Genomic DNA, 24,377 nt, shown 5'->3' with positions numbered 1-24,377 from the left:
AAATCATCAGAAAGAAGAGGTCGAAGACAGTGCCAGAGTTACCAGAGGTTGAAACAGTTAGGCAAGGCTTATTGAAACTTGTCAAAGGAAGCACCATCATTGGAGTAGATGTTTACTGGGATCGAATTATTTCAGGAGAAATTCATAGTGAAGATTTTGCTTCTCAGTTAATAGGCAATCGTATTATTGATATTAATAGAAGAGGAAAATATTTATTATTTAATTTTAGTCATTGGAGTATGATTAGCCATTTGAGAATGGAAGGCAAATATGAAGTTTCTGAAACAAACGAACCATTAAAAAAACATACACATATCGTGTTTCATTTATCAGATGGTCGAGATTTACGCTATTTAGATGTGCGAAAATTTGGAAGAATGACGTTAGTTCCAAAAGGAGAAGAATTCACAGTAGCTGGATTGAAGACGATTGGACCTGAGCCAATTTCAGAAACATTTGATTTGACTTTTTTCAAAAAGATATTGAAACAAAAAAGCAGAGCCATCAAACCTCTTTTATTAGAACAAAAAGTTGTCGCTGGATTAGGAAATATCTATGTAGATGAAGCTTTATTTGAAGCTGAAATTCATCCGCTTAGACCAGCTCATTCACTGAGACCTAAAGAAGTAGAGCAACTTCATCAGTCTATCATAGATGTTCTTAGAAAAGCAGTATTAGCTGGTGGGACAACAATTAGAAGCTATAAACATGCCTTGGGGAAAGTAGGCAACTTTCAAGTTGAATTGCACGTCTACGGAAAAACAAATGAGCCGTGCACCAATTGTGGTACTCCTATAAAAAAAATAAAAGTAGCACAAAGAGGTACTCATATATGTACAAATTGTCAAAAATTAACGACGAAAAATAGTTTGCCTCGATCTTAGAGAAAGGGTGTTTTTTATGGCAGTTATCCTAGGTTTAACAGGAGGAATAGCAACAGGTAAATCTACAGCAAGTAATTACTTTAAAAAATTAAAGATTCCAGTTGTTGATGCAGATATTGGTTCAAGAATTATTGTTGAGCCAGGTACAGATGGATTGAGAAAAATTGTAGCACATTTTGGTGAGAGCATTCTTAATTCAGACGGGACGCTTAATAGGAAAGCTTTAGGGATTATTGTGTTTTATGATGAAAAACAATTAGCCACCCTCAATGGTATTTTAGAAGAATATATACGCAAATGGATTTCAAACCAAATCATCGATTATCTTAAAATAAGTCCTCCACTAATTGTTCTAGATATCCCCTTGCTATATGAAAGGGATTACTTATCAGAAGTTGATAGTGTTATGGTAGTTGTAACGACAAAAGAGGTACAATTAGAGCGACTAATGAAGCGTGATAAAGTAACTAAAGAGGCAGCCGAGATAAGAATTAAAACACAGTTACCTCTTAAAAATAAAATAAAAAGAGCAGATAAAATTATTGATAATAATTATTCCGTTGAAAACACACAAAAACAAATAGAAGATTGGTTAAAAGAGAAAAACTTAATTGAATAAGAGTAATAAAAGAGAGAATGGACAAGTTAGACCTGTTCATTCTTTTTATTAAAGTGTTGTGAAAATAGGGATGGCTTCTTTTATTTAACCTCTTTACGAGCTGTGTTATAATAAAGCTATATTACAATCAAATAATAATCTTTCAAAGAAAATCATAAAAAAGGATGATGAATAGTGCAATGTCCACGCTGTCAAAATAATGGTTCTAGAGTTGTCGATAGTCGCCCTGCTGATGATGGGCGGGCTATTCGTAGGAGAAGAGAATGTGAAGCTTGTAGCTTTCGATTTACAACTTTTGAAAGAGTAGAACAAGCACCATTACTTGTCATCAAAAAGAATGGAACAAGAGAAGAATTTAACCGTGGGAAAATACTACGAGGTATTATTCGTTCGTGTGAAAAGCGACCAGTCGCAATAGAGCAAGTAGAAAAAATCGTGGATGAAGTAGAAAATAAAATTAGAAGTCTTGGAGAAAATGAAATTTCTTCAGCAATTATTGGTGAATATATCATGGAAAAATTAGTTGAAATTGATGAGGTAGCGTATATTCGCTTTGCAAGCGTTTATCGCCAATATAAAGACATGAGTGTCTTTTTAACTGAACTACATGAACTTGAAAAAAAGAAGTCTGAAAAAAAATCTAGCGAACATTGAAAGAACTCGAAAGGGGTGAAGGCATTTGAACTATCCGTGGAAAAATATGAGTCCTAAAGATGGATTTATGGTCCGACAAAATGCCCAACTTTCGGATGTAGACCAAAAAGTTCTTACATTTTTATATCAACCTTTAATTGGTTCTAATGCGTACAGTCTTTATATGACATTATGGACAGAAGTTGGTGAAGAAACGTATTGGAGTAATGGTATTCTACATTCGGAATTACTGACATTATTAAATATTGGTATTCCTGAATTATATCAAGCAAGAATTAAGTTAGAAGCAATTGGATTATTAAAAAGTTATCTTAAAGGCTCACAATCAGGAAAAGTATACATCTACGAGTTGCTCGCGCCTCAATCTAGCGCAACCTTTTTTAGAGACGACCTATTAAGTTTACTCCTTTTTGAAACCGTTGGAGAACGTAAATTTAAAGATTTAAGAAGTCGATTTGCAATTGCTTCATTTGATAAAGAGAAATACGAAGAAATTACAAAATCGTTTTTAGATGTCTATCATTTCGATGCGAATTTATTGAAACAAGAAAAAAAATTATTTGAAGAATCTATCGAATTAGTAGGAGAAACGCCGGCTAAAGGACCAGAAATCGGTACGCAAACATTTGATTTCAAGTTTTTTTATACTGGTCTCAACAAACATTATGTTAACCGTTCAGCCATTACTAAAGAATTAGAATCTACTATGCTTGTTTTGCATACAATGTATGGAATCAACGAATTAGATATGCAACAATATGTTTTAGAAGCTAGTAATATTGATACAGGAAATATTGATGAACGTAAATTAAAAAACATTGTGTATCGCCAATACCATAATGTGAAGAAAGAAAAAGTTAAGCTAGAAGATGTTGTTGAAAAAGATATTCAAGCCAACCAAAATGAACGTAAAAAACGTAAGAGTTATTTAAAACAGCAAGGCTTAACGGATGATGACATTTATTTGATAGAGGCTAGTGAAGGAATTAGTCCATATGAATTTATGACATCTATCAAAGAACAAAAAGGTGGTTATGTAACAAATAACGAAGAATGGACTTTACGAGAAATACTTAGTAAAGCTAACTTGCCAGCATCTGTTATTAATATCTTAATCCATTATGTATTAGTCATTAGAAATAATCCGATTTTTGAAAAAAGTTTAGCTTATAAAATTTCAAATGATTGGGCTCAAAATGATGTCGTTTCTCCTGAAATGGCGCTTGAAAAAGTAAAGATAATGTATCAAGAAAATGCAGAAAAACAACAACAAGCTCAAAGAAAACAGTATACAAATTTTCCTTCCTCTAATTATGGAAAGACTAATAAGATAAGAACAGAAACCCTTCCTGAATGGGCTAAAGAAGGTAATGTAGAAAAAGTTGAAAAACCAATGAGTGAAGAAAAAAAGCAGGCTTTTAGTGATAGATTGAAAAAAATTCAAAGCTTTGGAAAAGAAGGTGAAGAATAAATGGAAGATATGGGTAAAAATCTGACGAAAATGTTGAAGGATCGAAATCTTTCTGAACAATACGAAAAGCTCATTCAAGAAGTATTAAACGATAGAGATGTTCAAGACTTTATTAAAAAAAATGAAGAAATACTCACCCAAGAATCAATAATGAAGAGTTATGCAAACTTGTATGAATTTGTAAATGAGAAGAAAAAATACCGAGAAAAAGCCGGAATGATGGCTCCGGGCTATAAGCCCCAATTAATTATGAACTATCACTTTATAGCCGTTTCTTACGTGCCTACAGCTGAGCTGATTGCTAAACAAAAAGAACAAGCCATTAAAGCTCGTATTCACTCAATGGATATGCCTAAAGATGTTAGAACAGCAACATTTGATCAATTTCACAATACCGACATGCGTGAAGATGCGATTAATGCTGCTTTTGATTTTATTGGAGAATATTTAAAGAATCCTAAAGGCTTTCATCAGGGACTTTACCTTTATGGAGCATTTGGTGTTGGGAAATCTTTTTTATTAGGTGCAATTGCCCATGAATTAGCAGAAAAAGGGTACCCGACAACCTTGATGCATTTTCCTTCTTTTGCAGTCGAAATGAAGCAAGCTATTAGTCAGAATACAACAGGTGAGAAATTAGAAGCTGTAAAAAAATCTCCTATTCTGATGCTAGACGATATTGGTGCAGATTCAATGTCTAGCTGGATAAGAGATGATGTTTTAGGCGTTATTTTGCAATACCGGATGCAAGAACAATTGCCAACTTTCTTTTCTTCTAATCTTGATATGAAGCACTTAGGAGAAGAACACTTGAGAGTGACACAAAGAGGTGAAGACGAGCCACTAAAGGCACAACGCATTATGGAACGCATAAAGTATTTGTCTAAAGAATTAGAAATGACAGGTAGAAATCGTAGACTATCTTAAAAAAATTTTTTCTTTATTAGTTGGGAAAAACTTGTTATTAACTTGATTTAATTTGTAAAATCTGGTTTAATTATAAAAATAGATTAAATCTTTGAAAAAGATAAGAGAATAAGAAAACGTTCCATTAGAGAAGGAAAACATGGCTGGAATTTTCCTGAATAGTTCTTATTTTTACCCCTTTTGAGTGCCACTGTGAACTAGTTTTAATTAGCAGAGGTCATTTAGCTAATGTTATCAGCTAAGAGTGAATTCTAGAGTATGAACGATTGTTTATATTTCTATAGGATTCTGAACTTGGGTGGAACCACGACTTTATCGTCCCTTTTATGTTAAGCAATTAGCATAAAAGGGACTTTTTTTACTTTTTTTAATATAAATGAATTGGAGGAACAAGATTATGTCAGAAATTAAAATTAGTTTACCCGATGGTGCAGAAAAAAATATGCCAATCGGTGTTTCTACAAGAGATGTGGCTGAAAGCATCAGTGAAGGTTTAGCAAAGAAAGGTTTAGCAGGAAAATTTAATGGGGAACTTGTAGATTACAGTCAACCATTAGAAGAAAATGGAACATTAGAAATTATTACTCCTGATCATGAAGATGCACTACAAATTATCCGCCACTCAAGTGCTCATTTAATGGCAAACGCATTAAGAAGATTGTATCCGGATATTAAATTTGGTGTAGGCCCTGCAATTGACTCAGGATTTTATTATGACACAGATACAAAAACACCGATTACCGAAGAAGATTTACCCCGTATCGAAGCAGAGATGATGACAATTGTCAAAGAAAATAATCCAATCGTACGTAAAGAATTAACTCGTGCCGAAGCACTTAATCTGTTTAAAGACGATCCCTATAAAGTAGAGTTAATAACAGCTCTAGCCGAAGATGAAATCATTGCTGTTTACACTCAAGGGGACTTTGTTGATTTATGCCGAGGTGTTCATGTTCCGACGACCGGCAGAATACAAGTCTTTAAACTATTGTCCCTTGCTGGAGCTTATTGGAGAGGCAACTCAGATAATAAGATGATGCAACGTATTTATGGGACAGCTTTCTTTGATAAAAAAGCTTTAAAAGAGTTTTTACAAATGCGCGAAGAAGCTAAGTTACGTGACCACCGTAAATTAGGAAAAGAACTAGATTTATTTATGATCTCACCTGAAGTAGGTTCTGGATTACCCTTCTGGCTTCCAAAAGGCGCAACAATCCGGCGGATAGTCGAACGATACATCACAGATCGTGAAATTAGTCTAGGTTACCAACACGTTTATACGCCCGTTTTAGCTGATGTAAACTTATATAAAACTTCTGGCCATTGGGATCACTATCACGATGACATGTTTCCGCCAATGGATATGGGTGAGGGAGAAATGCTTGTATTGCGCCCAATGAACTGCCCACATCACATGATAGTATATAAGAATGATGTTCATAGTTACCGCGAGTTGCCAATTAGAATCGCTGAATTAGGGCAAATGCACCGTTATGAGAAAAGTGGTGCACTTTCTGGTTTGCAACGAGTACGTGAAATGACTTTAAACGACGGCCATACGTTTGTACGTCCTGACCAAATTCAAGAAGAATTCCTTCGTACAATTGAGTTAATGTTAGCAGTCTACGAAGATTTTAATATCACTGATTACCGTTTTCGTTTGAGTTATAGAGATCCAAATAATACAGATAAATATTTTGATGATGATGCAATGTGGGAAAAAGCCCAAAAAATGATTAAAGATGCAATGGACGAAAAAGGATTAGATTATTTTGAAGCCGAAGGAGAAGCAGCTTTTTATGGTCCAAAACTAGATGTGTTGGTAAAAACAGCTATAGGTCTTGAAGAAACACTTTCTACTATTCAATTAGATTTCTTATTGCCTGAAAGATTTAATTTAACTTATGTTGGAGAAGATGGAGAAAATAATCATCGTCCTGTTGTTATCCACCGTGGAATTGTTTCAACAATGGAAAGGTTTGTCGCTTATCTAATAGAAGAATACAAAGGAGCTTTCCCTACTTGGTTAGCACCTGTACAAGCAACGATTATTCCGGTTAACCTAGACCTTCATTCTAACTATGCATATGAAATCAAAGATAAAATGGCGTCACTTGGTATGCGTGTTGAAGTCGATGATCGAAATGAAAAAATGGGTTATAAAATTCGTGCTTCACAAACACAAAAAATTCCTTACCAATTAGTTGTAGGTGATGATGAATTAGCAAATAGATCAGTTGCTGTCCGTAAATACGGTGAAAAAACTACCCAAGTACTTGATTTAAAAGAGTACTTAGAGAAAGTGATGGTAGAAATTAATAATTTTAGTCGGTAGTAGTTTACAAATAAATTAAATCATGGTATGATTAAAAAGTTGAGAAAACAAAGCAGAAGCACTCGCTTCTCGCCTAAGTTGACTAAAAGTCTCTGGGCTAGATATAAACGATGATAACTTGCGCATGGCGTAAGTTGGAAATTATTTATAGGCGAGTTCATTGCGAATTCGTCTATTTTTCTGCTGTTCTTTCTCTCAAATCTAATGGAGGTGTATGACCATAGCAAAAGATATGATGGTAAATGACGGCATTCGTGCACGTGAATTGCGCGTTATAGGTAGTAATGGTGACCAACTTGGACTTAAAACCAAGAGTGAAGCCTTGGCAATTGCAGAAGCAGAAAACTTAGACTTAGTCTTAGTAGCTCCAACAGCAAAACCACCCGTAGCTCGTATTATGGATTATGGTAAGTTCCGTTTTGAACAACAGAAAAAAGAACGTGAAGCCCGTAAACATCAGAAAATCGTCGGTCTTAAAGAAGTTCGCTTAAGTCCAACAATTGATTTAAATGACTTCAATACAAAATTACGCAATGCCCGTAAATTCCTTGAAAAAGGAGACAAAGTTAAAGCATCTATTCGTTTTAAAGGACGTGCCATTACTCATAAAGAGATTGGTAAAAAAGTTTTAGATCGATTAGCGCTAGAAACAGCCGATATTGCTAGTATTGAATCAGCCGCTAAAATGGATGGACGTAGTATGTTCTTAATTTTAGCACCAAAAACTGAAAAGTAAGAGTATTTTAAGGAGGAAAATATAATGCCAAAACAAAAAACACACCGTGGATCAGCTAAACGATTCAAGAGAACAGGTAATGGCGGTTTGAAACGTCATCACGCAAAAACAAGCCATATGTTTGCAAATAAATCTCAAAAACAAAAACGTAAATTACGTAAGTCAGCAATGGTATCATCAGGCGATATGAAACGTATCCGTCAACAATTAGCTAACTGGTAATTTTGAAAAAGAGCTTTAATGATGATAATCAAGATAATTATGTATAAGAGTTTTCTAAAAAGAGAACATCTTCGAGGAGGAAATTAATATGGCACGTGTTAAAGGTGGGACGGTTACTCGTAAACGTCACAAAAGAATATTAAAATTAGCAAAAGGTTATTATGGTTCAAAACACACTTTATTCAAAGTATCTAAACAAGCAGTAATGAAATCTTATCAGTATGCGTACAGAGATCGTCGTCAAAAGAAACGTGATTTCCGTAAATTATGGATTGCACGTATTAACGCAGCAGCTCGTATTAACAATATGAGCTACAGCACATTCATGCATGGTCTTAAATTAGCTGAAATCGACATGAACCGTAAAATGTTAGCTGATATTGCTGTTACAGATGCAGCAGCTTTTACAGTATTAACTGAACAAGCTAAAATAGCTTTAGAAAATAAATAATTCAAAAGAAGTTGGGACAGTTAAAGTGTCTTAGCTTCTTTTTTTACGAAAAAATAATTTTAAAAAACAGTTACACCCCTTTCTATTTAGTAGATTAAAATGAGAAAGGTTTTATTTTAATCGGATAAGATTTGATTATTTACGTAAGATAAAGCAACATTTTTTTTAACGGATGTAACAAATATTAAGATTATTAAAAAATAATGGATAAACGTATTGCTTAAATGATAATAAGATGATAATATTATTTGAGTAAACTAATATTCATCCCATACAGAAATTTGTATAATAAAGAAAAACAGGGGGAAAACAATATGAAAAGAAATAAAATGTTGAGTTTGCTTGGTATAACAGCAACTTCTGCCTTGATGTTGGCAGCTTGTGGTGGAGGAGCAGATAGTGAAGATACTTCTTCTAAATCATCTGATGGTGAAATGGATAAAGAACAAGTACTTAATTTAATAGAAACTGGTGAAATTCCAACAATGGATTCTGTTTTAAATACAGATGTAGTTGGTGGGAACGTAATGAATAACGTTTTTGAAGGACTATATCGTCAAGGTTTAGAAGGTGAATTAGTTCTAGGCATGCTTGAAGCAGAACCAGAAGTCAGTGAAGATAGCTTAACATATACATTTAAAATTAGAGAAGACGCAAACTGGTCAAATGGAGATCCAGTTACTGCAGCTGACTTTGTCTACGCATGGCAAAAATTATCAGATCCTACTGTAGCAGCAGCTTATAACTATATGATTCAAGATGTCGTTGAAAATGCAACAGAAATTATTAATGGCGAGAAAGATCCAAGTGAACTTGGAGCTAAAGCTGTAGATGAAAAAACACTTGAAGTTAAATTAGTTCGTGCAGTTCCTTACTTTAAAGATTTATTAACATTACCTATGTATTATCCACAAAATCAAGCTTATGTTGAAGAATTAGGTGATAAATTTGCTTCAAATAGCGATAGCTTAATTTATAACGGACCATTTACTTTAACTGAATGGGATGGAACTGGCTTAAGCTGGGTTTACCAAAAGAACAAAGATTATTGGGATGCAGACAGTGTTAAACTAGATACAATTAATTTTGATGTAGTAAAAGAAACATCAACTGCCTTGAACTTATATGAAACTGGTGGAATTGACCGCATGAAATTATCTGGTGAGTACGTACAAACTCAAAAAGATAATCCAGATTTACAAGTTGTACCAACATCAGCTGTTTTCTATTTCAAGTTTAACCAAGAGAGAAATGGTGAAAAAACTGATTTAGCAAATGAAAATATCCGTAAAGGTATTGCAATGGCTTATGACAAAGAAGTATATGCTGAAACGGTTTTACAAAATGGTTCGTTACCAGCTAATGGTCTAGTCCCTCAAGGTTTAGCTGTTGATCCAGATACAGGTAAAGATTTCCGTGATCAAAATGGCGATTTATTAGAATTTAACATTGAAGAAGCACAAAAATACTTTGCAAAAGGTTTAGAAGAGATTGGCAAAGATAGTCTAACATTAGAAATTCTTGGCGATGATGGTGAAAATGCTAAAAAATCTTTAGAGTATATGCAAGGTCAATTAACTCAAAACTTACCAAACTTAACTATTACATTACGTAATGTACCTTTCAAAGTCCGTTTAGAAGCTGACTCAAAACAAGACTACGATTTACAAATGTCTGGATGGGGTGCCGACTATGCTGACCCAATTAATTTCTTAGAATTATTTGCTTCAGATAATGGAAATAATAAATCTGGTTATGCTAATGATGAATACGATACTTTAATTAAGAGTTCTCTGAGTGAAGTATCAGATTTAGAAAAACGTTGGACTGGCATGTTAGATGCTGAGAAAATTCTGATGGAAACAGCTGGAATTGCACCAATCTATCAACGTTACAACTCTGTACTAGAGAAACCATATGCAAAAGATATCGTTTCTCACTTAGTTGGAGCAGAAAACTCATTTAAATGGGCTTATGTTGACGGTAAATAAGTAACTATATATAAAAAAAGAAGCAGTTTTCTGCTTCTTTTTTTTACTTTATGTGAGAACGCTAATATATTCATTAGAAATGCATGATGCTGATTTGCGCCATTTTCCTCATGATGATAGAATCAAGTGTATTATTCTTATCTAGAAATTAAATAAGGAACAATTGGGAAATCAGGAGGAAATAAGTATGAAAAATATAAAATTACTAAGTTTACTAGGTATCACACTATTATCTACAGCTATTTTAGTTGCTTGTAGTTCAAATAATGGTGATTCAGAAAATAGCAAAACGACTGAAGAACTAAATTTAATTGAAACAGCTGAAATTCCAACGATGGATTCGGCTTTAAACACTGATACAGTAGGTTCTACAGTCATGAATAATGTAATGGAAGGTTTATATCGTTTAAATCTAGACAACAAACCTGAGCTTGCTATGGCTTCTGAGGAGCCATCTATTAGTGAAGATGGTTTAACATACACTTATAAAATAAGAGAAGATGCAAAGTGGTCTAACGGAGATCCTGTTACGGCTAATGATTTCGTATTTTCATGGCGTCGTTTAGTTAATCCAAGTACTGGTTCACAGTCTGCCTATATGATGGGTGGAATCATTAAAAATGCTTCTGAAGTCAATAAAGGAAATATAGCGCCAGAAGAATTAGGAGTAAAAGCGATTGATGAAACAACCTTAGAAGTACAATTAGAATCTAAAGTTCCGTACTTTGAAGATTTACTATCCTTAGCTATGTTCTTACCTCAAAATGAATCGTATGTAACAGAAAAAGGAAAAAAATATGCATCAGATAGCGATAATGCAATCTACAATGGGCCATTTGTCTTAACAGACTGGGACGGTACGGGTTTAAGTTGGTCATATGAAAAAAATAAAGATTATTGGGACGTAGATAAAGTAAAATTAGATAAAATCAATGTAGATGTAGTAAAAGAAACGTCTACTGCTATTAACTTATACGATGCAGGCGAAGTAGATACGATTAAATTATCTGGTGAATACGTACAAACAAAACAGGGAGATCCTGATTTGAAATCTGTTCCAACATCTTCTGTTTTCTTCTTTAAATATAACCAAGAACGCAATGGTGCACCAACTGCTTTAGCGAATGAAAACATTCGTAAAGCTATTTCAATGGGATTTGATAAAGAAGCCTATGCAAAAACAGTTTTACAAAATGGTTCTCTACCTGCTAACGGTTTAGTTCCAGAAGGTCTGTCTGTAAATCCTTCAACGGGTGAAGACTACCGAGAGGAAAACGGAAATTTATTAAACTATGACATTGATGCAGCACAAGATTATTTAAAAAAGGGATTAGCAGAACTAGGTTTAGACTCGATAACATTAGAGTTACTTTCAGATGATTCTGAGAATGCTAAAAAATCTTCAGAATACATGCAAGGTCAATTAATGCAAAACTTACCAGGTTTAGAAATAAGTATTCGTTCAGTACCATTCAATGTTCGACTTGATGTAAATAAACGTCAAGATTATGATATTCAAATGGCAGGATGGGGAGCAGATTATGCAGATCCAATTAACTTCCTTGAGTTATTTGAGACAGAAAATTCAAATAATAAAGCAAGTATTTCTATTCCAGAATATGACGTATTAATTGAAAAAATTGGAACGACTGATCTTGATGATCCAGATCAAAGATGGGCTAATATGCTTAGTGCTGAAAAATTATTACTAGAAGAAGCAGCTATTGGACCTATCTACCAACGTTATAATGCTATATTAGAAAAATCATACGTTGAAGACATTGGGACACATTTGGTAGGCCCAGAGTACTCATTTAAATGGGCTTCAGTCTCAGAATAACAGTATAAATAAGTCGAAATAGATGAATATAAAAGTAAGTGGGGTGGTAAAACATTCTTCTTGCTTTTTTTTAATAGTTTTAAGTAAGTTCTTTTTTATGTGTTAAAATGATACAATACACCTAATAATTATATAATGGAGGTCATTTTTTATGGAAGATAAAGAATTGAAAATGCTAAAAGAATTGACGGATGCTAAAGGTGTACCTGGAAATGAAAAAGAAGTACGTGAAGTATTTGTAAGATATGCTGAAAAATCAGCTTCCTCAATAATATATGATGGATTAGGGAGTGTGATTGCTAAGCATGTAGGGGATGAAACAGGCCCTAAAGTTCTATTTGCAAGTCACCTAGACGAGGTAGGTTTCATGGTGACAGCGATAACCAAAGAAGGATTTATAAAATTTCAAACACTTGGGGGATGGTGGTCTCAAGTTATGCTAGCTCAACAAGTTCAGGTAACGACCTCAAAAGGAAATGTATTGCATGGAGTTATTGGATGTAAACCACCTCATGTGCTAACAGCAGAAGTAAGAAATAAAGCCTACGATATTCAAGATATGTTCATTGATGTAGGGGCGACAACGAAGGAAGAAGTTTCATCTTGGGGTATTAAGCCGGGTGATATGGTAACCCCGTATATTGAATTTAAACGATTAAATCAATCGAAATTCTTATTGGCAAAAGCATGGGATAATCGTATCGGTACAGCAGTTACCCTAAGAGTACTAGAAAACATTGCACGTGAAGGTCATCCGAATAAAGCATTTGCTGTTGGAAATGTCCAAGAAGAAGTAGGGTTGCGTGGAGCAAAAACATCCACTTACTTGGTTAATCCCGACATTGCATTTGCATTCGACACCGGGACTGCAGGGGATACTCCAGGAATGACCGAAAAAGAAGCGGATTCTAAGTTAGGTAAAGGTCCTCAGATTATTATCTATGATGCTTCAATGGTCGCTCATAAAGGGTTACGTGATTTTGTAGTAGAGATAGCAGAAGAATTAAATATACCTTTCCAATATACTGTCATTGCAGGTGGTGGAACAGATGCAGGCAGTCAGCATGTGACTAGGAACGGAGTCCCTTCATTAGCTATTACAGTAGCTACAAGGTATCTCCATTCGCATACATCCGTTATACACGAAGATGATTATTTAAATACCGTTACTTTGATGACTGAAGTTATAAAAAGATTGGACAGTAAAACTATTGAAAAAATAACATATGGGTAACATAATTAAACAGTAATAGATTTTTATGTGTCTATGACTATCTAAAGAAAACATTCAATGAGTTAGTTCAACTATTTAAAGGGGAATAATAGAGATGAAAAGGGCAAAAAAAAGAATTGCTATTATTGGTGGTGGTATTACTGGTTTGACTACGGCATATCGGATCAAGCAAAAAATTGAAAAAGAGCATTTACCTTTTGAATTAATCTTGTTGGAAGAATCTTTAAAAGTAGGTGGAAAAATCTATACAATGAAAAATAAAACACGTTCTATCGATTTAGGTGCTGAATCAATAGACACACGCTATCCAGAAGCTTTAGAATTGATTAAAGAATTAGGACTTGAAGATCAGTTAATTTATAGTGAGGGAAATAAACCAGATGTCTTTTTTTATAATCGATTATACCAATTGAATTATCCAACATATAACGGTATTCCGATTAGAAGAAATGATATTTGGAAAGGGAATTTACTAACGATGTACGGTAAATTTGTCACATATACAAGTTATTTTAATACTTTTAAGAAGTTAGAAAAAGATGTAGAAATAAGCACCTATCTGAAAAGACTTCTAGGAGATGAAATGGTTGAACATATCGTTGAACCATTCTTTAATAAAATTTATGCCAGTGATCTAGATAAAATTGGAATAAAAGCATCAAGAGAATTAGTTTATGAAATTGAGATGAAGTACGGTAGTTTGCAAAAAGGATTAGCTGCTCACCCAGAGCTTTTAGATGGATCAGGTAATTATGTGACATTTAAAAATGGATTATCTGTTTTAACTGAAGCTCTCGAAGAAATATTGAAACCTCATATTCAGTATAGGAAAAAAGTTTTTGAAATTAAAAAAAGTGATGAGAATGTCTATGTTCTAGATATAAATCATACAGAACAGGTTAGAGTTGGGGCAATTTGCATGGCAACTCCTGTAACGGAGTATGCTAAATTGATTGAACATCCAGAGATATCCAGAGTTTTCGGTAATATTGAAACAGCCTCAGTTGGCTATATTGTCTTTGGGTTTTCAAAAAAAGATATTAAAAATTTACCAGACGGATTTGGAATTGTTACACCAAGAAGGAGTGATTCTTTTGTTACATCAGTGGTTTTTTTAGATAAAAAGTGGCCAGCCTTAAATAAAGAAGAGGATGTTTTAATCGGAGTTAACTTTGGTCGTAACGGAGAAGATGCATTGGTATCGTTAAGTAATAAAGAAATTGAGAAGTCTATTTTGAAAGACTTAAATACTATTTTGGGAATTACCAAAGAGCCTTTATTTAGGATTATCAAACGTTGGGAAGATGCTGTTCCACAATTTACAGTTACCCAAGAAGAAGATATTTTCCATGCTAAACAGATTTTACTTGATGAATATCCCGGAATTTATATTGCTGGTCAAGGTTTAGCTGGGTTTAGTATCAATCACTGTATCCAGCAAGCTAATGTTATTGGAAATAAAATTATAGAGTATGCAAAAAAACAAAATTGTTTATAGAGTAGTAGGTTTAATAGAAAGCTAGTCTAAAAAAACTAAGAATACTGCATGGTGATGAGATAAGTTTAAAAAGGAGAGTGTAAAAATGCAATTAACAGTACTAGGATATTGGGGTGGTTACCCTACAAAAAATGAAGGAACAAGTTCTTATTTATTAGAATCAGATAATTTTCATCTATTAATTGATGCCGGTAGTGCTTCTTTAATTGCGCTTGAGAAGCATCTTGATCCTTTAGAGCTAGATGCTTTATTTTTGACACATTACCATGCAGATCATATTGCAGATGTAGGCGTTTTACAATACACAAGACAATTAAAAAGGTTAAATAATAATGAAACAAGAGCACCCATTTTACCTATTTATGGTCATCGAGAAGATTTAGACAATTTTAAACGCCTAACATTGGAGCGGGTAGCAAGAGGGGTATCTTATTCGGAAGACGAAGTATTAACAATTGGACCATTCCAACTTACTTTTATGAAGACACTTCATCCAGTTCCTTGCTATGCTACGAGAATCGTAGAAGTAAATACAGGAAAAGTACTGGTTTTTACAGCTGATTCAGGGTATTTACCACAGTTTATTCCATTTAGCCAAGATGCTGATGTTTTGTTAGCGGATGCGAATTTATTTGAAGGAATGGACAATCATCGTGCTCACATGACTTCGGTTGAAGTTGCTAGGATTGCTAGAGAAGCGAAAGTGCCTAAATTGATTTTAACTCATTTACCTCAGCAAGGAGATTTAGACTTATTAAAAGCACAATCCATTAATGAATCTCCTGAGACTGAAGTGATTTTAGCGGAAAAAGATTTAGTTGTTTATATTTAAAAAAAGTCAAATAGTAAAGAAAAGAGGAGCAAACTATGTATTATGTTGCAAATGAGCGTAATGGAAAAGAAATTACGGACCCGAGGATTAATCTAGCAATAGAAACGTTCTTATTAAAAAATGTTTTATTAGATGAACCAGTGTTGCTTTTTTATATTAACGAACCTTCTATTATAATAGGCCGCAATCAAAATACTATTGAAGAGATAAATACCGAGTATGTTGAAAAAAATCATATCCATATTGTAAGACGTTTATCAGGTGGAGGAGCAGTTTATCATGATTTCGGAAATCTTTCATTTTGCTTTATTAAAAAAGATGATGGAAATTCCTTTAGAGATTTTGGTAAATTCACAGAACCGGTTATCCATTCTTTACACAAAATGGGTGTTGAGGGAGCGGCTTTAATTGGACGAAATGATTTAGTAATTGATGGACAAAAGTTTTCTGGAAATGCTATGTATTCGAAAAATGGGCGGATGACCGCTCACGGTACATTAATGTTCGACAGTGATATAGAAGCAGTTGTTGGAGCATTAAAAGTTAGAAAGGATAAAATCGAGTCAAAAGGAATCAAATCAATTAGAAGTCGTGTAACAAATATTCGTCCTTATCTTTCTGAAGAATATCAGTATATGACAACTAAAGAATTCCGAAACAAATTATTATTAACAATTTTTGATGTTGATTCAAAAGAAGCGATTAAAGAATACAAATTAACTGAGCAGGATTGGAATGAAATCGAGAAAATCAGTGAGGAATATTTTAAAAATTGGGATTGGAATTATGGTAAATCACCTAAATTTGAATTGATTCGTCGTCATCGTTTCTCTATTGGATCAGTTGAGTTTCAGTTAAATGTAGAAAATGGAAGAATACAAAATGTACGGATTTATGGAGATTTCTTTGGATTAGGTGAAATTTCAGATGTAGAAGAAAAATTAGTTGGTTTGAAGTATGAACACGAAGCTTTAGAAAAACTCTTTGATGAAATCGATATTCATAAATATTTTGGTAAGATAACAAAAGAAGAATTAGTAAATTTAATCTATTAAATAAAAAACAAATGGGATTAGCAAATGATTAGAGATTCTAATCCCATCTGCTTTAAAAATAAATAGCTTTAAGTAAAATAGTGAAAAATTAAAGATAGCATACTAATTAACATTAGTAATATTCCGACTTTTAAAGGAAGTTTGTATCCCTGTCCGACGGATTTAGATAGTGGGATAATGTCGGTTTGTTCTGATAAATCTTCTCGATGTATTTTCGTAGTCACTTTCTTCATACTGTAGTGAAAAAAGTCAAAAGCACCTGAATAGAATACAGACCATAGAAGACTAATGATTAGGAAAAGACTGGCAGCTGAAAAAGTAATATTTGTTGTCTGTAGAAAACTAATTTTTTGATAAATACTTAATTCTAAAATTAAACACAGAAATAAAATTATGCTCGTTATCTTCAAGGGCGTGAATTTTTTTTTCATTTTTAAACCTCCTAGTAGTGGATGATAGGTTTTAATTTACAGTATATTGAAATAAAATACAATAATAAAATTCAGATAAAAACTTGATGATAAAATGGCTAGAAAACCTGCAATTCCGCCATTGTTTTCTAATTTTAAATTTTTTGAAAATAAAATTTTAAAAAAACTTTTGCATTTATCCCTGTAACAAGCTATTCTATATAGTATATTCTCTTTTCGAATAAAATATAAAAAAATCACTGGAGGTGCTCAAATCGATGAAAAGTTATGCTAAATATCTCGGGAAACGTATCTTATATATGTTTTTGACATTATTCTTAATTGCATCGATCACGTTTTTCTTAATGAAGCTTTTACCTGGAACACCATATAGTAACCAGGACAAGCTTTCGGAAGAACAAATTTTTATTATGAATGAAAAATATGGATTAAATGAACCACTCCCGGTTCAATATGTTGTCTATATGTCACGTTTATTGAGAGGAGATTTAGGGACATCTTTCCAGTTTAATAATACTCCTGTAACTGAATTATTATCAACCAGAGTCGGACCCTCACTGCAGCTCGGAGTTCAAGCCGTTGTATTAGGAACAACCCTCGGGATTGTTCTAGGTGTCGTAGCAGCTATGAACCAGAATACATGGATAGACACGACAGCGACCTTTACAGCGATTCTTGGTCGATCTATACCTAACTTCGTTATAGCTGTATTATTACAATTAGTTTTTGGAGTTTACCTAAAGTGGTTCCCTATTGCTCTTTGGAACGATGGATTTAATTCGTCAGTTTTACCAACGCTTGCTTTAGCGATTGCGCCACTCGCAGATTCTGCACGTTTTATCCGTACTGAAATGGTAGAAGTACTTAGCAGTGATTATGTTGAATTAGCACGTGCTAAAGGACTAAGTCGCTTGACAGTAGCGTTTAAACACGGAGTACGTAATGCGTTAATTCCTTTAGTTACGATACTAGGACCGATAGCGGTTGCTTTAATGACGGGATCATTAGTAGTGGAAAACATTTTTGCAATACCAGGAATTGGCGAACAATTTGTTAAATCAATTTTGACTAATGATTACCCAACTATTATGGGTGTAACAATATTATACTCAGCAATGCTAGTAGGTATTATTTTAGTTGTTGATATCTTGTACGGGATTATCGATCCTCGTATTCGTGTTACAAATGAAGGAGGAGACGAATAAATGAACAACTCAAAACAAACGGTTGATGAAACAACAAAACTGTCTCCTGAAATGTTCAATCCTGCCGATAGCTCTGATAAAGTTGATAATGAGAGGATAACTGCTCCCTCACTTAGCTTTTTGGAAGATTCATGGAGAAGACTGAAAAAAAATAAAGCTGCTGTAATTAGCTTGTTTATTCTAATTATCTTTATTATGTTAAGTGTATTTGCGCCAATTGTTTCGCCACATGATCCTGATTTCCAAATCGTTTCGCATGCGAACTTGCCACCAAAAATACCAGGTCTTAATATCAATGGTCTAAATGGAACACAAGCCGTTGGAGATACACGTGTGGATAAGTATGAGCAACAAGGTGTGCCTAATGATGTAAATTATTACTTAGGAACTGACGGACTAGGACGAGATTTATTATCTCGTATTTTACACGGTACACGTGTTTCATTACTCATTGCATTTGTAGCAGCGTTTTTTGATTTAACGATTGGTGTTATCTACGGTTTAGTCTCTGGCTGGTCTGGTGGCAAGGTAGATAATGGTATGCAACGTGTTTTGGAAATTTTATCAGGAGTACCAAACTTAGTAGTTGTTATACTTATGTTACTAGTTTTAGATCCAGGTATTAAGTCAATTATCATTGCGCTAGCTATTACGGGCTGGATTTCTATGGCACGTGTCATTAGAGCTCAAACGTTAAAGTTAAAAAATCAAGAGTATATTTTAGCTGCAAAAACGTTGGGTGAATCACCAATAAAAATTGCATTTAAACATTTAATTCCAAATTTATCAGGTATCATCATCATTCAAACCATGTTCTCAATTCCAGCTGCAATTTTCTTTGAAGCTTTCTTAAGTTTCATTGGTATTGGAATTCCAGCTCCTACAGCATCACTTGGAACATTAATTAATGACGGATACAAAACTTTCCGCTTCTTACCTCACTTAATGTGGTATCCAGCAGCAGTTATTTGTATCTTAATGATTTCATTTAACCTATTAGCTGATGGTTTACGAGATGCATTTGATCCAAAAATGAAAGATTAGCGAGGTGAAACCGAATGAATAATGTATTAGAAGTTAAAAATTTAAATATCACATTCGACACCTACGCTGGTAAAGTAAAAGCTATTCGTGGTGTCAGTTTCAATCTGAAAAAAGGTGAAACTTTGGCAATCGTGGGAGAGTCGGGTTCTGGAAAATCAGTAACGACTCGCAGCATTATGCGTTTACTTTCTCAAAATGCAAATGTCGAAGAGGGTACAATCCTTTATAATGGTGATGATTTAGTTAAGAAGACTGAAAAAGAAATGCAAAAAATTCGCGGAAAAGATATTGCTATGATTTTCCAAGATCCAATGACGTCACTTAATCCGACAATGACAATTGGAAAACAAATATCTGAACCAATCCGTTTACACCAAAAATTAAATAAACAAGAGGCTACTAACAGAGCTCTTGAATTATTAAATTTAGTAGGATTACCACAGGCTGAAAAGCGTATGAAGCAATATCCGCATCAATTTTCAGGTGGACAACGCCAAAGAATCGTTATAGCAATAGCTTTAGCTTGTAACCCAGAAATATTAATTGCAGATGAGCCAACAACGGCATTAGATGTAACGATTCAAGCTCAAATTCTTGACTTGATGAAGGAATTACAAAAGAAAATATCGACTTCAATTATATTTATTACACATGATTTAGGAGTAGTGGCAAATGTAGCTGATCGTGTGGCTGTCATGTATGCAGGGAAAATTGTTGAAATAGGGACTGTAGACGAGATATTTTATAATCCTCAACACCCTTATACATGGGGACTAATTAGCTCTATGCCAACTCTTGAAATGGAGAAAACCCTATATGCTATTCCAGGAACACCACCAGATTTATTAGATCCGCCGGTGGGAGATGCGTTTGCACCTAGAAATGAATTTGCAATGAAAATTGATACGAAACTCGAACCTCCTTTTTTTGAAGTTTCTGATACACACTCTGCAGCTACGTGGTTATTGCACCCAAATGCTCCAGCAGTTAATCCACCTGCTGAAATTAGAGCAAGACAAGCCCTTTATAAAAAGAAGTTTGCTAACTATTATAGTAAAAATGAAACCTCCGTTTTTAGTTCTGAAAACGAAGTAAAAGGAGGCGTATAAAATGGAGCAAAGAGAAAAAATATTAGAAGTTAAGAATTTAAAGCAATACTTCAATGAAGGTACTAAAAATGAAGTACGTGCAGTAGATGATATTACATTCGATATTTTCAAAGGTGAGACGTTTGGTTTAGTTGGAGAGTCTGGTTCTGGTAAATCCACAACAGGACGTTCTATTATCAGACTTTATAATCCTACTGATGGAGAGATTGATTTTGAAGGTACGAAAGTTCATAGTATTAAGGGTAAAACCGATATGCTGAAATTTAGAAGAGATATGCAAATGATTTTTCAAGACCCATATGCATCTTTAAATCCTAAAATGAAGATTCGTGATATTATTGCTGAAGGTATAGATATTCATGGCCTAGCCTCATCAAAAGAAGACCGCAATCAACAAGTAGATGATTTGCTTAAAACGGTTGGATTAAACCCAGATCACGCATCACGCTATCCGCATGAATTTTCAGGGGGCCAACGTCAACGTATTGGTATCGCAAGAGCATTAGCCGTAAAACCTAAATTTATTATTGCAGATGAACCTATTTCTGCACTGGATGTTTCGATCCAAGCACAGGTAGTAAATTTATTGATGGAATTACAAAAAACAAAAGATTTAACATTCTTATTCATTGCGCATGATCTATCTATGGTTAAATACATTAGTGATCGTATAGGGGTAATGAATAATGGGAAATTACTTGAATTGGCAGCAGCTGATGATGTTTATAATAGACCGTTGCATCCTTATACTGAAAGTTTGCTATCTGCTGTTCCTTTACCGGATCCCGAATACGAGCGTAACCGTATTCGTACACCATATATTCGTAGAGAGGAAACAAATGAGCCAGAGACATTAAGAGAAATAACTCCTGGCCATTTTGTTTACTGTCGTGAATCAGATATTCCTGCCTTGAAAGAAAAGAAAGCAAATTATATAAAATAAAAAATATTACAAAAAGTACATGTTATTTGAGGGAAAAAATCTCATACTAGCATGTATTTTTTTAATAAGAATAAATAAAAAATATCAAGTTTAGGACTCTGTTTATTTTTCAAAAGTGACAAAATATTGACGAAAGTTATAGTATTTTCTTATGATTTGATATATAATAAGTTATGTAATAAGTTATGTAAGGAAGTAAAATAGAAATATTATCAATCTTTATAGACTTTGACTAAATTAATTCGGCTAAAAAAGGGGAGAATAACATATGGTTACAATTTATACATCACCTAGTTGTACTTCATGTCGTAAAGCACGAGCTTGGTTAGAAGAAAACAACATTACTTATAAAGAACGAAATATTTTTTCGGAACCACTAAATATTCCTGAAATTAAATCTATTTTAAGAATGACAGAAGATGGAACAGAAGAAATTATTTCTACAAGGTCTAAAGCTTTTCAAGAGTTAAATATCGATTTAGAAGAATTGCCACTTCAAGATTTATTCGTTCTTATCCAAAATAATCCTGGACTATTGCGTCGTCCGATTATGGTAGATGAAAAAAGATTACAAGTTGGGTATAACGAAGATGAAATTCGTCGTTTCTTACCCAGAGAAGTACGCGCAATTGAATTATTGAGAGCTCAGAGAATCGTCGGTTATTAAAACTTAAATTAAATAGAGTTTGTCACTTAAATTAATTTTTTGTGATGAACTCTTTTTTTGCAAATAAACTTTTAATGCTTTCAGCAGTGTACTTACTTAGTACATTTATCTTTACATTTTATATATTTGCTTTAAACTAATTAGTATGAATATTCTTTGCTATAGTTACTTTTAGTAAAGGATTAAGAAGTGAGGTGTAGAACTATGGAAATGGAGCATATTAATGAGAACACAATTCGTGTGCTTATTGAAAGTACAGATCTAGAAGAAAGAGGAATAACTTTTTTAGATCTTTTGGGAAATCATAAACAAATTGAAGATTTCTTTTATAGTATTTTAGAAGAAGTAGATGTAGACGAAAAATTCCATGAATCTGATGCTATCACATTTCAAGTTTTACCAAGTGGAAATGGACTAGAACTGTTTATCAGTAAGGGCGGTCCGTTAAGTGAAGATATTGATTTTTCTTCAACTTCTGGTAATTTTGAGGCAAATGAATTCTCTAAACTTATAAAAAAACAGTTGATGGACGATGATGAGGAAAAAGAAGAAGAGAATTTTCTGGATGATTCAAGCAAACCGACTCAAGAAGTTGTGTTGAGATTTAATGAATTTGAAGATATGATTTCTTTATCTAAACAACTGTATTTAGAAAGTGCTACGTCTAAACTATATTGGTATAAAAATAGTTATTTTCTTTATATGATCTTTTTTATAGAAGAAACAACAGAACGAAGTGTGGAAGATCAAATTACTGTAGCATTAGAATTTACTCAAAGAACTCCTATTACTCAGGGTATTTTAATGGAGCACGGTCGAGTAATAATGGAAAATAATGCGTTAGAACTGAGTCGTTTTTATTTTAAATAAATATTATAAAAAAACAGTTTTTAGAAGTTATTATTTTTCTAAAAATTGTTTTTTATTTTTTATTGAATAAAGAAACATTTTGCGGACATTAAATAAAACCGTATGAATGGAAGTGATTCTAATGTTGGTAGCTTTAGATGAAAAAAATGAACTGATTTATGCTAATTCATTAAAAGAAGTCGCACAAACAACTAATCATTATTACTGTCCTAATTGTAAGGATTATGTATTTTTAAAAAAAGGAAGTTTAAAAGTAGCCCACTTTTCACATTTTAGTCAAACGAATTGTTCTTCGTTTTCAGAAGGTGAAACAAGAGAACATCTCCAAGGGAAACAACTATTGTATGAATGGTTTACTAAACAAGGACTTATTTGCCAATTAGAAGCCTATCTACCTAATTTGAACCAACGTCCTGATATTCTTGTTTGGATAAGTCAAACTAAGGCAATAGCTATCGAATTTCAGTGTAGTTCATTACCTTTAAAAAGAATGATAGAAAGAACAGTTGGATATAAAAGTAAGGGGTATGATGTTCTTTGGATAGTTGGTTCTCAATTTAAACTTGACGATAAAATTACAGCGTTTCAGCGACTTTTTATCTATGGTAATGCTCAAATTAAATCAAGTCTTTTTTTCTTAGATGTTATAAAAAGGACTGTCTATTTTTATTCAAATATTCAACAGAAAAATACAACACAAAAAATAACCTATGACAAGTATCTAATAAAGTTAGATCAATTTACACTAGTTGATGTGCCTGTTTTAATGAAGAAAATCTCGAATAAAACAAAAAGCAAAAAGAGTGAAGAGCTACCTAAATCTAATGAATTAATGCAAAGCCACAATTTTCTTAATCAAGGAAGAATGTATCAAACACCAGAAGTAGTATTATTTCAAAAATATATCTACCATAGAGGAGACTCTTTAATTTCACTACCGAAAGAAATCTATTTAGTGGTAACGGATCAGATAATGATTAAAACACTTCCCCATTTTTGGAAATATATCTTACTTAAGTGGCTTTCACAAAATAATATTCATTCAGTGATTACTTTAAAACAACTGGACAAGCAAATAAATGAAATGATAAAAAATAAGGAAATCATTTTTTATAAAATGCCTTTACTTTCATTAGAAGAACAAAAAAAGCCACTTTATTGTTATATTCGCTTATTAATAAAAGTAGCTATTTTAGAGGAAAAAGATTCTAACCAATGGATTTTGAGAAGAAAACCTTATTATTATAAAAATGAACAAGAAAAAATGGCTAGTTTTTCGAAGGAATTCTCTTTAAGTAATTAAAGTATATGGTAAAATTAAAAGTGTTTAAAGTGTTTAAAGTGTTTAAAATGGAGGGG

23 protein-coding genes are annotated in these 24,377 nt (G+C 33.3%); 22 read left to right on the top strand and 1 reads right to left on the bottom strand.

The window, feature by feature from the left end:
- The first annotated feature begins 29 nt into the window (after positions 1-29).
- The 15 genes from mutM (at position 30) to B9Y54_RS11245 (ending at position 16,749) form a co-directional block, all read left to right on the top strand.
- Positions 30-884 (top strand): DNA-formamidopyrimidine glycosylase, encoded by an 855-nt coding sequence (mutM, locus tag B9Y54_RS11315; RefSeq protein ID WP_085560339.1) that lies wholly within the window; start codon positions 30-32, stop codon positions 882-884.
- A 16-nt stretch (positions 885-900) separates the two neighbouring features.
- The gene (coaE, locus tag B9Y54_RS11310; protein ID WP_085560338.1) at positions 901-1,503 is read left to right on the top strand and encodes a dephospho-CoA kinase; all 603 of its coding nucleotides are present in this window, start codon (positions 901-903) and stop codon (positions 1,501-1,503) included.
- A 174-nt stretch (positions 1,504-1,677) separates the two neighbouring features.
- The gene (nrdR, locus tag B9Y54_RS11305; RefSeq protein WP_085560337.1) at positions 1,678-2,157 is read left to right on the top strand and encodes a transcriptional regulator NrdR; all 480 of its coding nucleotides are present in this window, start codon (positions 1,678-1,680) and stop codon (positions 2,155-2,157) included.
- Between the two features lie 25 nt (positions 2,158-2,182).
- A complete protein-coding gene (locus tag B9Y54_RS11300) occupies positions 2,183-3,628 on the top strand; it encodes a replication initiation and membrane attachment family protein (protein WP_085560336.1) in 1,446 nt (481 codons plus the stop codon).
- The gene (dnaI, locus tag B9Y54_RS11295) at positions 3,629-4,555 is read left to right on the top strand and encodes a primosomal protein DnaI (protein WP_085560335.1); all 927 of its coding nucleotides are present in this window, start codon (positions 3,629-3,631) and stop codon (positions 4,553-4,555) included.
- A gap of 397 nt (positions 4,556-4,952) precedes the next feature.
- Entirely contained in the window at positions 4,953-6,890 is a 1,938-nt protein-coding gene (gene thrS, locus B9Y54_RS11290) for a threonine--tRNA ligase (protein ID WP_085560334.1), read from the top strand.
- Positions 6,891-7,104: 214 nt separating this feature from the next.
- Positions 7,105-7,626 (top strand): translation initiation factor IF-3, encoded by a 522-nt coding sequence (infC, locus tag B9Y54_RS11285; protein WP_085560333.1) that lies wholly within the window; start codon positions 7,105-7,107, stop codon positions 7,624-7,626.
- 24 nt (positions 7,627-7,650) lie between these two features.
- Entirely contained in the window at positions 7,651-7,848 is a 198-nt protein-coding gene (gene rpmI / locus B9Y54_RS11280; RefSeq protein ID WP_085560332.1) for a 50S ribosomal protein L35, read from the top strand.
- Between the two features lie 88 nt (positions 7,849-7,936).
- Entirely contained in the window at positions 7,937-8,299 is a 363-nt protein-coding gene (rplT, locus tag B9Y54_RS11275; RefSeq protein WP_085560331.1) for a 50S ribosomal protein L20, read from the top strand.
- A 314-nt stretch (positions 8,300-8,613) separates the two neighbouring features.
- Positions 8,614-10,290 carry a peptide ABC transporter substrate-binding protein gene (locus B9Y54_RS11270; RefSeq protein ID WP_085560330.1) on the top strand — a complete coding sequence of 559 codons (1,677 nt, stop codon included), beginning with the start codon at positions 8,614-8,616 and terminating at the stop codon, positions 10,288-10,290.
- 187 nt (positions 10,291-10,477) lie between these two features.
- Positions 10,478-12,130, top strand: coding sequence for a peptide ABC transporter substrate-binding protein (locus B9Y54_RS11265; RefSeq protein ID WP_085560329.1), 1,653 nt, complete (start codon positions 10,478-10,480; stop codon positions 12,128-12,130).
- Positions 12,131-12,281: 151 nt separating this feature from the next.
- Positions 12,282-13,364 (top strand): M42 family metallopeptidase, encoded by a 1,083-nt coding sequence (locus tag B9Y54_RS11260; protein ID WP_085560328.1) that lies wholly within the window; start codon positions 12,282-12,284, stop codon positions 13,362-13,364.
- A gap of 94 nt (positions 13,365-13,458) precedes the next feature.
- Positions 13,459-14,862: a protoporphyrinogen oxidase gene (gene hemG, locus B9Y54_RS11255; protein WP_085560327.1), complete on the top strand. Its 1,404-nt coding sequence runs from the start codon at positions 13,459-13,461 to the stop codon at positions 14,860-14,862.
- 85 nt (positions 14,863-14,947) lie between these two features.
- Complete coding sequence (locus B9Y54_RS11250) at positions 14,948-15,694, top strand: MBL fold metallo-hydrolase (RefSeq protein WP_085560326.1); 747 nt, start codon at positions 14,948-14,950, stop codon at positions 15,692-15,694.
- Positions 15,695-15,729: 35 nt separating this feature from the next.
- The gene (locus tag B9Y54_RS11245) at positions 15,730-16,749 is read left to right on the top strand and encodes a lipoate--protein ligase (RefSeq protein WP_085560325.1); all 1,020 of its coding nucleotides are present in this window, start codon (positions 15,730-15,732) and stop codon (positions 16,747-16,749) included.
- Between the two features lie 68 nt (positions 16,750-16,817).
- Here B9Y54_RS11245 and B9Y54_RS11240 read toward each other — a convergent pair whose 3' ends face one another.
- Positions 16,818-17,180 (bottom strand): DUF3899 domain-containing protein, encoded by a 363-nt coding sequence (locus B9Y54_RS11240; protein ID WP_085560324.1) that lies wholly within the window; start codon positions 17,178-17,180, stop codon positions 16,818-16,820.
- Between the two features lie 257 nt (positions 17,181-17,437).
- On the opposite strand from B9Y54_RS11240, the gene opp3b reads away from it, so the two are divergent.
- The 7 genes from opp3b to B9Y54_RS11205 all read left to right on the top strand — a co-directional run bounded on the left by opp3b (position 17,438) and on the right by B9Y54_RS11205 (position 24,321).
- The gene (gene opp3b, locus B9Y54_RS11235) at positions 17,438-18,385 is read left to right on the top strand and encodes an oligopeptide ABC transporter permease (protein WP_085560323.1); all 948 of its coding nucleotides are present in this window, start codon (positions 17,438-17,440) and stop codon (positions 18,383-18,385) included.
- The gene (gene opp3C / locus B9Y54_RS11230; RefSeq protein ID WP_085560322.1) at positions 18,386-19,429 is read left to right on the top strand and encodes an oligopeptide ABC transporter permease; all 1,044 of its coding nucleotides are present in this window, start codon (positions 18,386-18,388) and stop codon (positions 19,427-19,429) included. It abuts the gene before it with no gap.
- Positions 19,430-19,443: 14 nt separating this feature from the next.
- Positions 19,444-20,538: an ABC transporter ATP-binding protein gene (locus B9Y54_RS11225; protein ID WP_085560321.1), complete on the top strand. Its 1,095-nt coding sequence runs from the start codon at positions 19,444-19,446 to the stop codon at positions 20,536-20,538.
- Between the two features lies 1 nt (position 20,539).
- Positions 20,540-21,481, top strand: a complete 942-nt coding sequence (locus tag B9Y54_RS11220) for an ABC transporter ATP-binding protein (protein ID WP_085560320.1) — start codon at positions 20,540-20,542, stop codon at positions 21,479-21,481.
- Between the two features lie 268 nt (positions 21,482-21,749).
- The gene (gene spxA, locus B9Y54_RS11215) at positions 21,750-22,148 is read left to right on the top strand and encodes a transcriptional regulator SpxA (RefSeq protein ID WP_085560319.1); all 399 of its coding nucleotides are present in this window, start codon (positions 21,750-21,752) and stop codon (positions 22,146-22,148) included.
- 204 nt (positions 22,149-22,352) lie between these two features.
- Positions 22,353-23,018, top strand: a complete 666-nt coding sequence (locus tag B9Y54_RS11210; RefSeq protein WP_085560318.1) for an adaptor protein MecA — start codon at positions 22,353-22,355, stop codon at positions 23,016-23,018.
- A gap of 121 nt (positions 23,019-23,139) precedes the next feature.
- Positions 23,140-24,321: a competence protein CoiA gene (locus tag B9Y54_RS11205; protein ID WP_159446087.1), complete on the top strand. Its 1,182-nt coding sequence runs from the start codon at positions 23,140-23,142 to the stop codon at positions 24,319-24,321.
- Positions 24,322-24,377: the final 56 nt, after the last annotated feature.

The organism is Carnobacterium iners, assembly GCF_900177385.1.
In the GTDB taxonomy this organism is placed as follows: Bacteria; Bacillota; Bacilli; order Lactobacillales; family Carnobacteriaceae; genus Carnobacterium_A; species Carnobacterium_A iners.
The sequence above is the reverse complement of the archived record's forward strand: the minus strand, read 5'-3'. Positions and strand labels throughout refer to the sequence as shown.

Coding starts and splice junctions, on each gene's coding strand:
- coaE (WP_085560338.1), top strand. CDS start 901: ATGGCAGTTATCCTAGGTTTAACAGGAGGAATAGCAACAGGTAAATCT.
- dnaI (WP_085560335.1), top strand. CDS start 3,629: ATGGAAGATATGGGTAAAAATCTGACGAAAATGTTGAAGGATCGAAAT.
- thrS (WP_085560334.1), top strand. CDS start 4,953: ATGTCAGAAATTAAAATTAGTTTACCCGATGGTGCAGAAAAAAATATG.
- infC (WP_085560333.1), top strand. CDS start 7,105: ATGACCATAGCAAAAGATATGATGGTAAATGACGGCATTCGTGCACGT.
- rpmI (WP_085560332.1), top strand. CDS start 7,651: ATGCCAAAACAAAAAACACACCGTGGATCAGCTAAACGATTCAAGAGA.
- rplT (WP_085560331.1), top strand. CDS start 7,937: ATGGCACGTGTTAAAGGTGGGACGGTTACTCGTAAACGTCACAAAAGA.
- B9Y54_RS11270 (WP_085560330.1), top strand. CDS start 8,614: ATGAAAAGAAATAAAATGTTGAGTTTGCTTGGTATAACAGCAACTTCT.
- B9Y54_RS11265 (WP_085560329.1), top strand. CDS start 10,478: ATGAAAAATATAAAATTACTAAGTTTACTAGGTATCACACTATTATCT.
- B9Y54_RS11260 (WP_085560328.1), top strand. CDS start 12,282: ATGGAAGATAAAGAATTGAAAATGCTAAAAGAATTGACGGATGCTAAA.
- hemG (WP_085560327.1), top strand. CDS start 13,459: ATGAAAAGGGCAAAAAAAAGAATTGCTATTATTGGTGGTGGTATTACT.
- B9Y54_RS11250 (WP_085560326.1), top strand. CDS start 14,948: ATGCAATTAACAGTACTAGGATATTGGGGTGGTTACCCTACAAAAAAT.
- B9Y54_RS11245 (WP_085560325.1), top strand. CDS start 15,730: ATGTATTATGTTGCAAATGAGCGTAATGGAAAAGAAATTACGGACCCG.
- B9Y54_RS11240 (WP_085560324.1), bottom strand. CDS start 17,180: ATGAAAAAAAAATTCACGCCCTTGAAGATAACGAGCATAATTTTATTT.
- opp3b (WP_085560323.1), top strand. CDS start 17,438: ATGAAAAGTTATGCTAAATATCTCGGGAAACGTATCTTATATATGTTT.
- opp3C (WP_085560322.1), top strand. CDS start 18,386: ATGAACAACTCAAAACAAACGGTTGATGAAACAACAAAACTGTCTCCT.
- B9Y54_RS11225 (WP_085560321.1), top strand. CDS start 19,444: ATGAATAATGTATTAGAAGTTAAAAATTTAAATATCACATTCGACACC.
- B9Y54_RS11220 (WP_085560320.1), top strand. CDS start 20,540: ATGGAGCAAAGAGAAAAAATATTAGAAGTTAAGAATTTAAAGCAATAC.
- spxA (WP_085560319.1), top strand. CDS start 21,750: ATGGTTACAATTTATACATCACCTAGTTGTACTTCATGTCGTAAAGCA.
- B9Y54_RS11210 (WP_085560318.1), top strand. CDS start 22,353: ATGGAAATGGAGCATATTAATGAGAACACAATTCGTGTGCTTATTGAA.
- B9Y54_RS11205 (WP_159446087.1), top strand. CDS start 23,140: ATGTTGGTAGCTTTAGATGAAAAAAATGAACTGATTTATGCTAATTCA.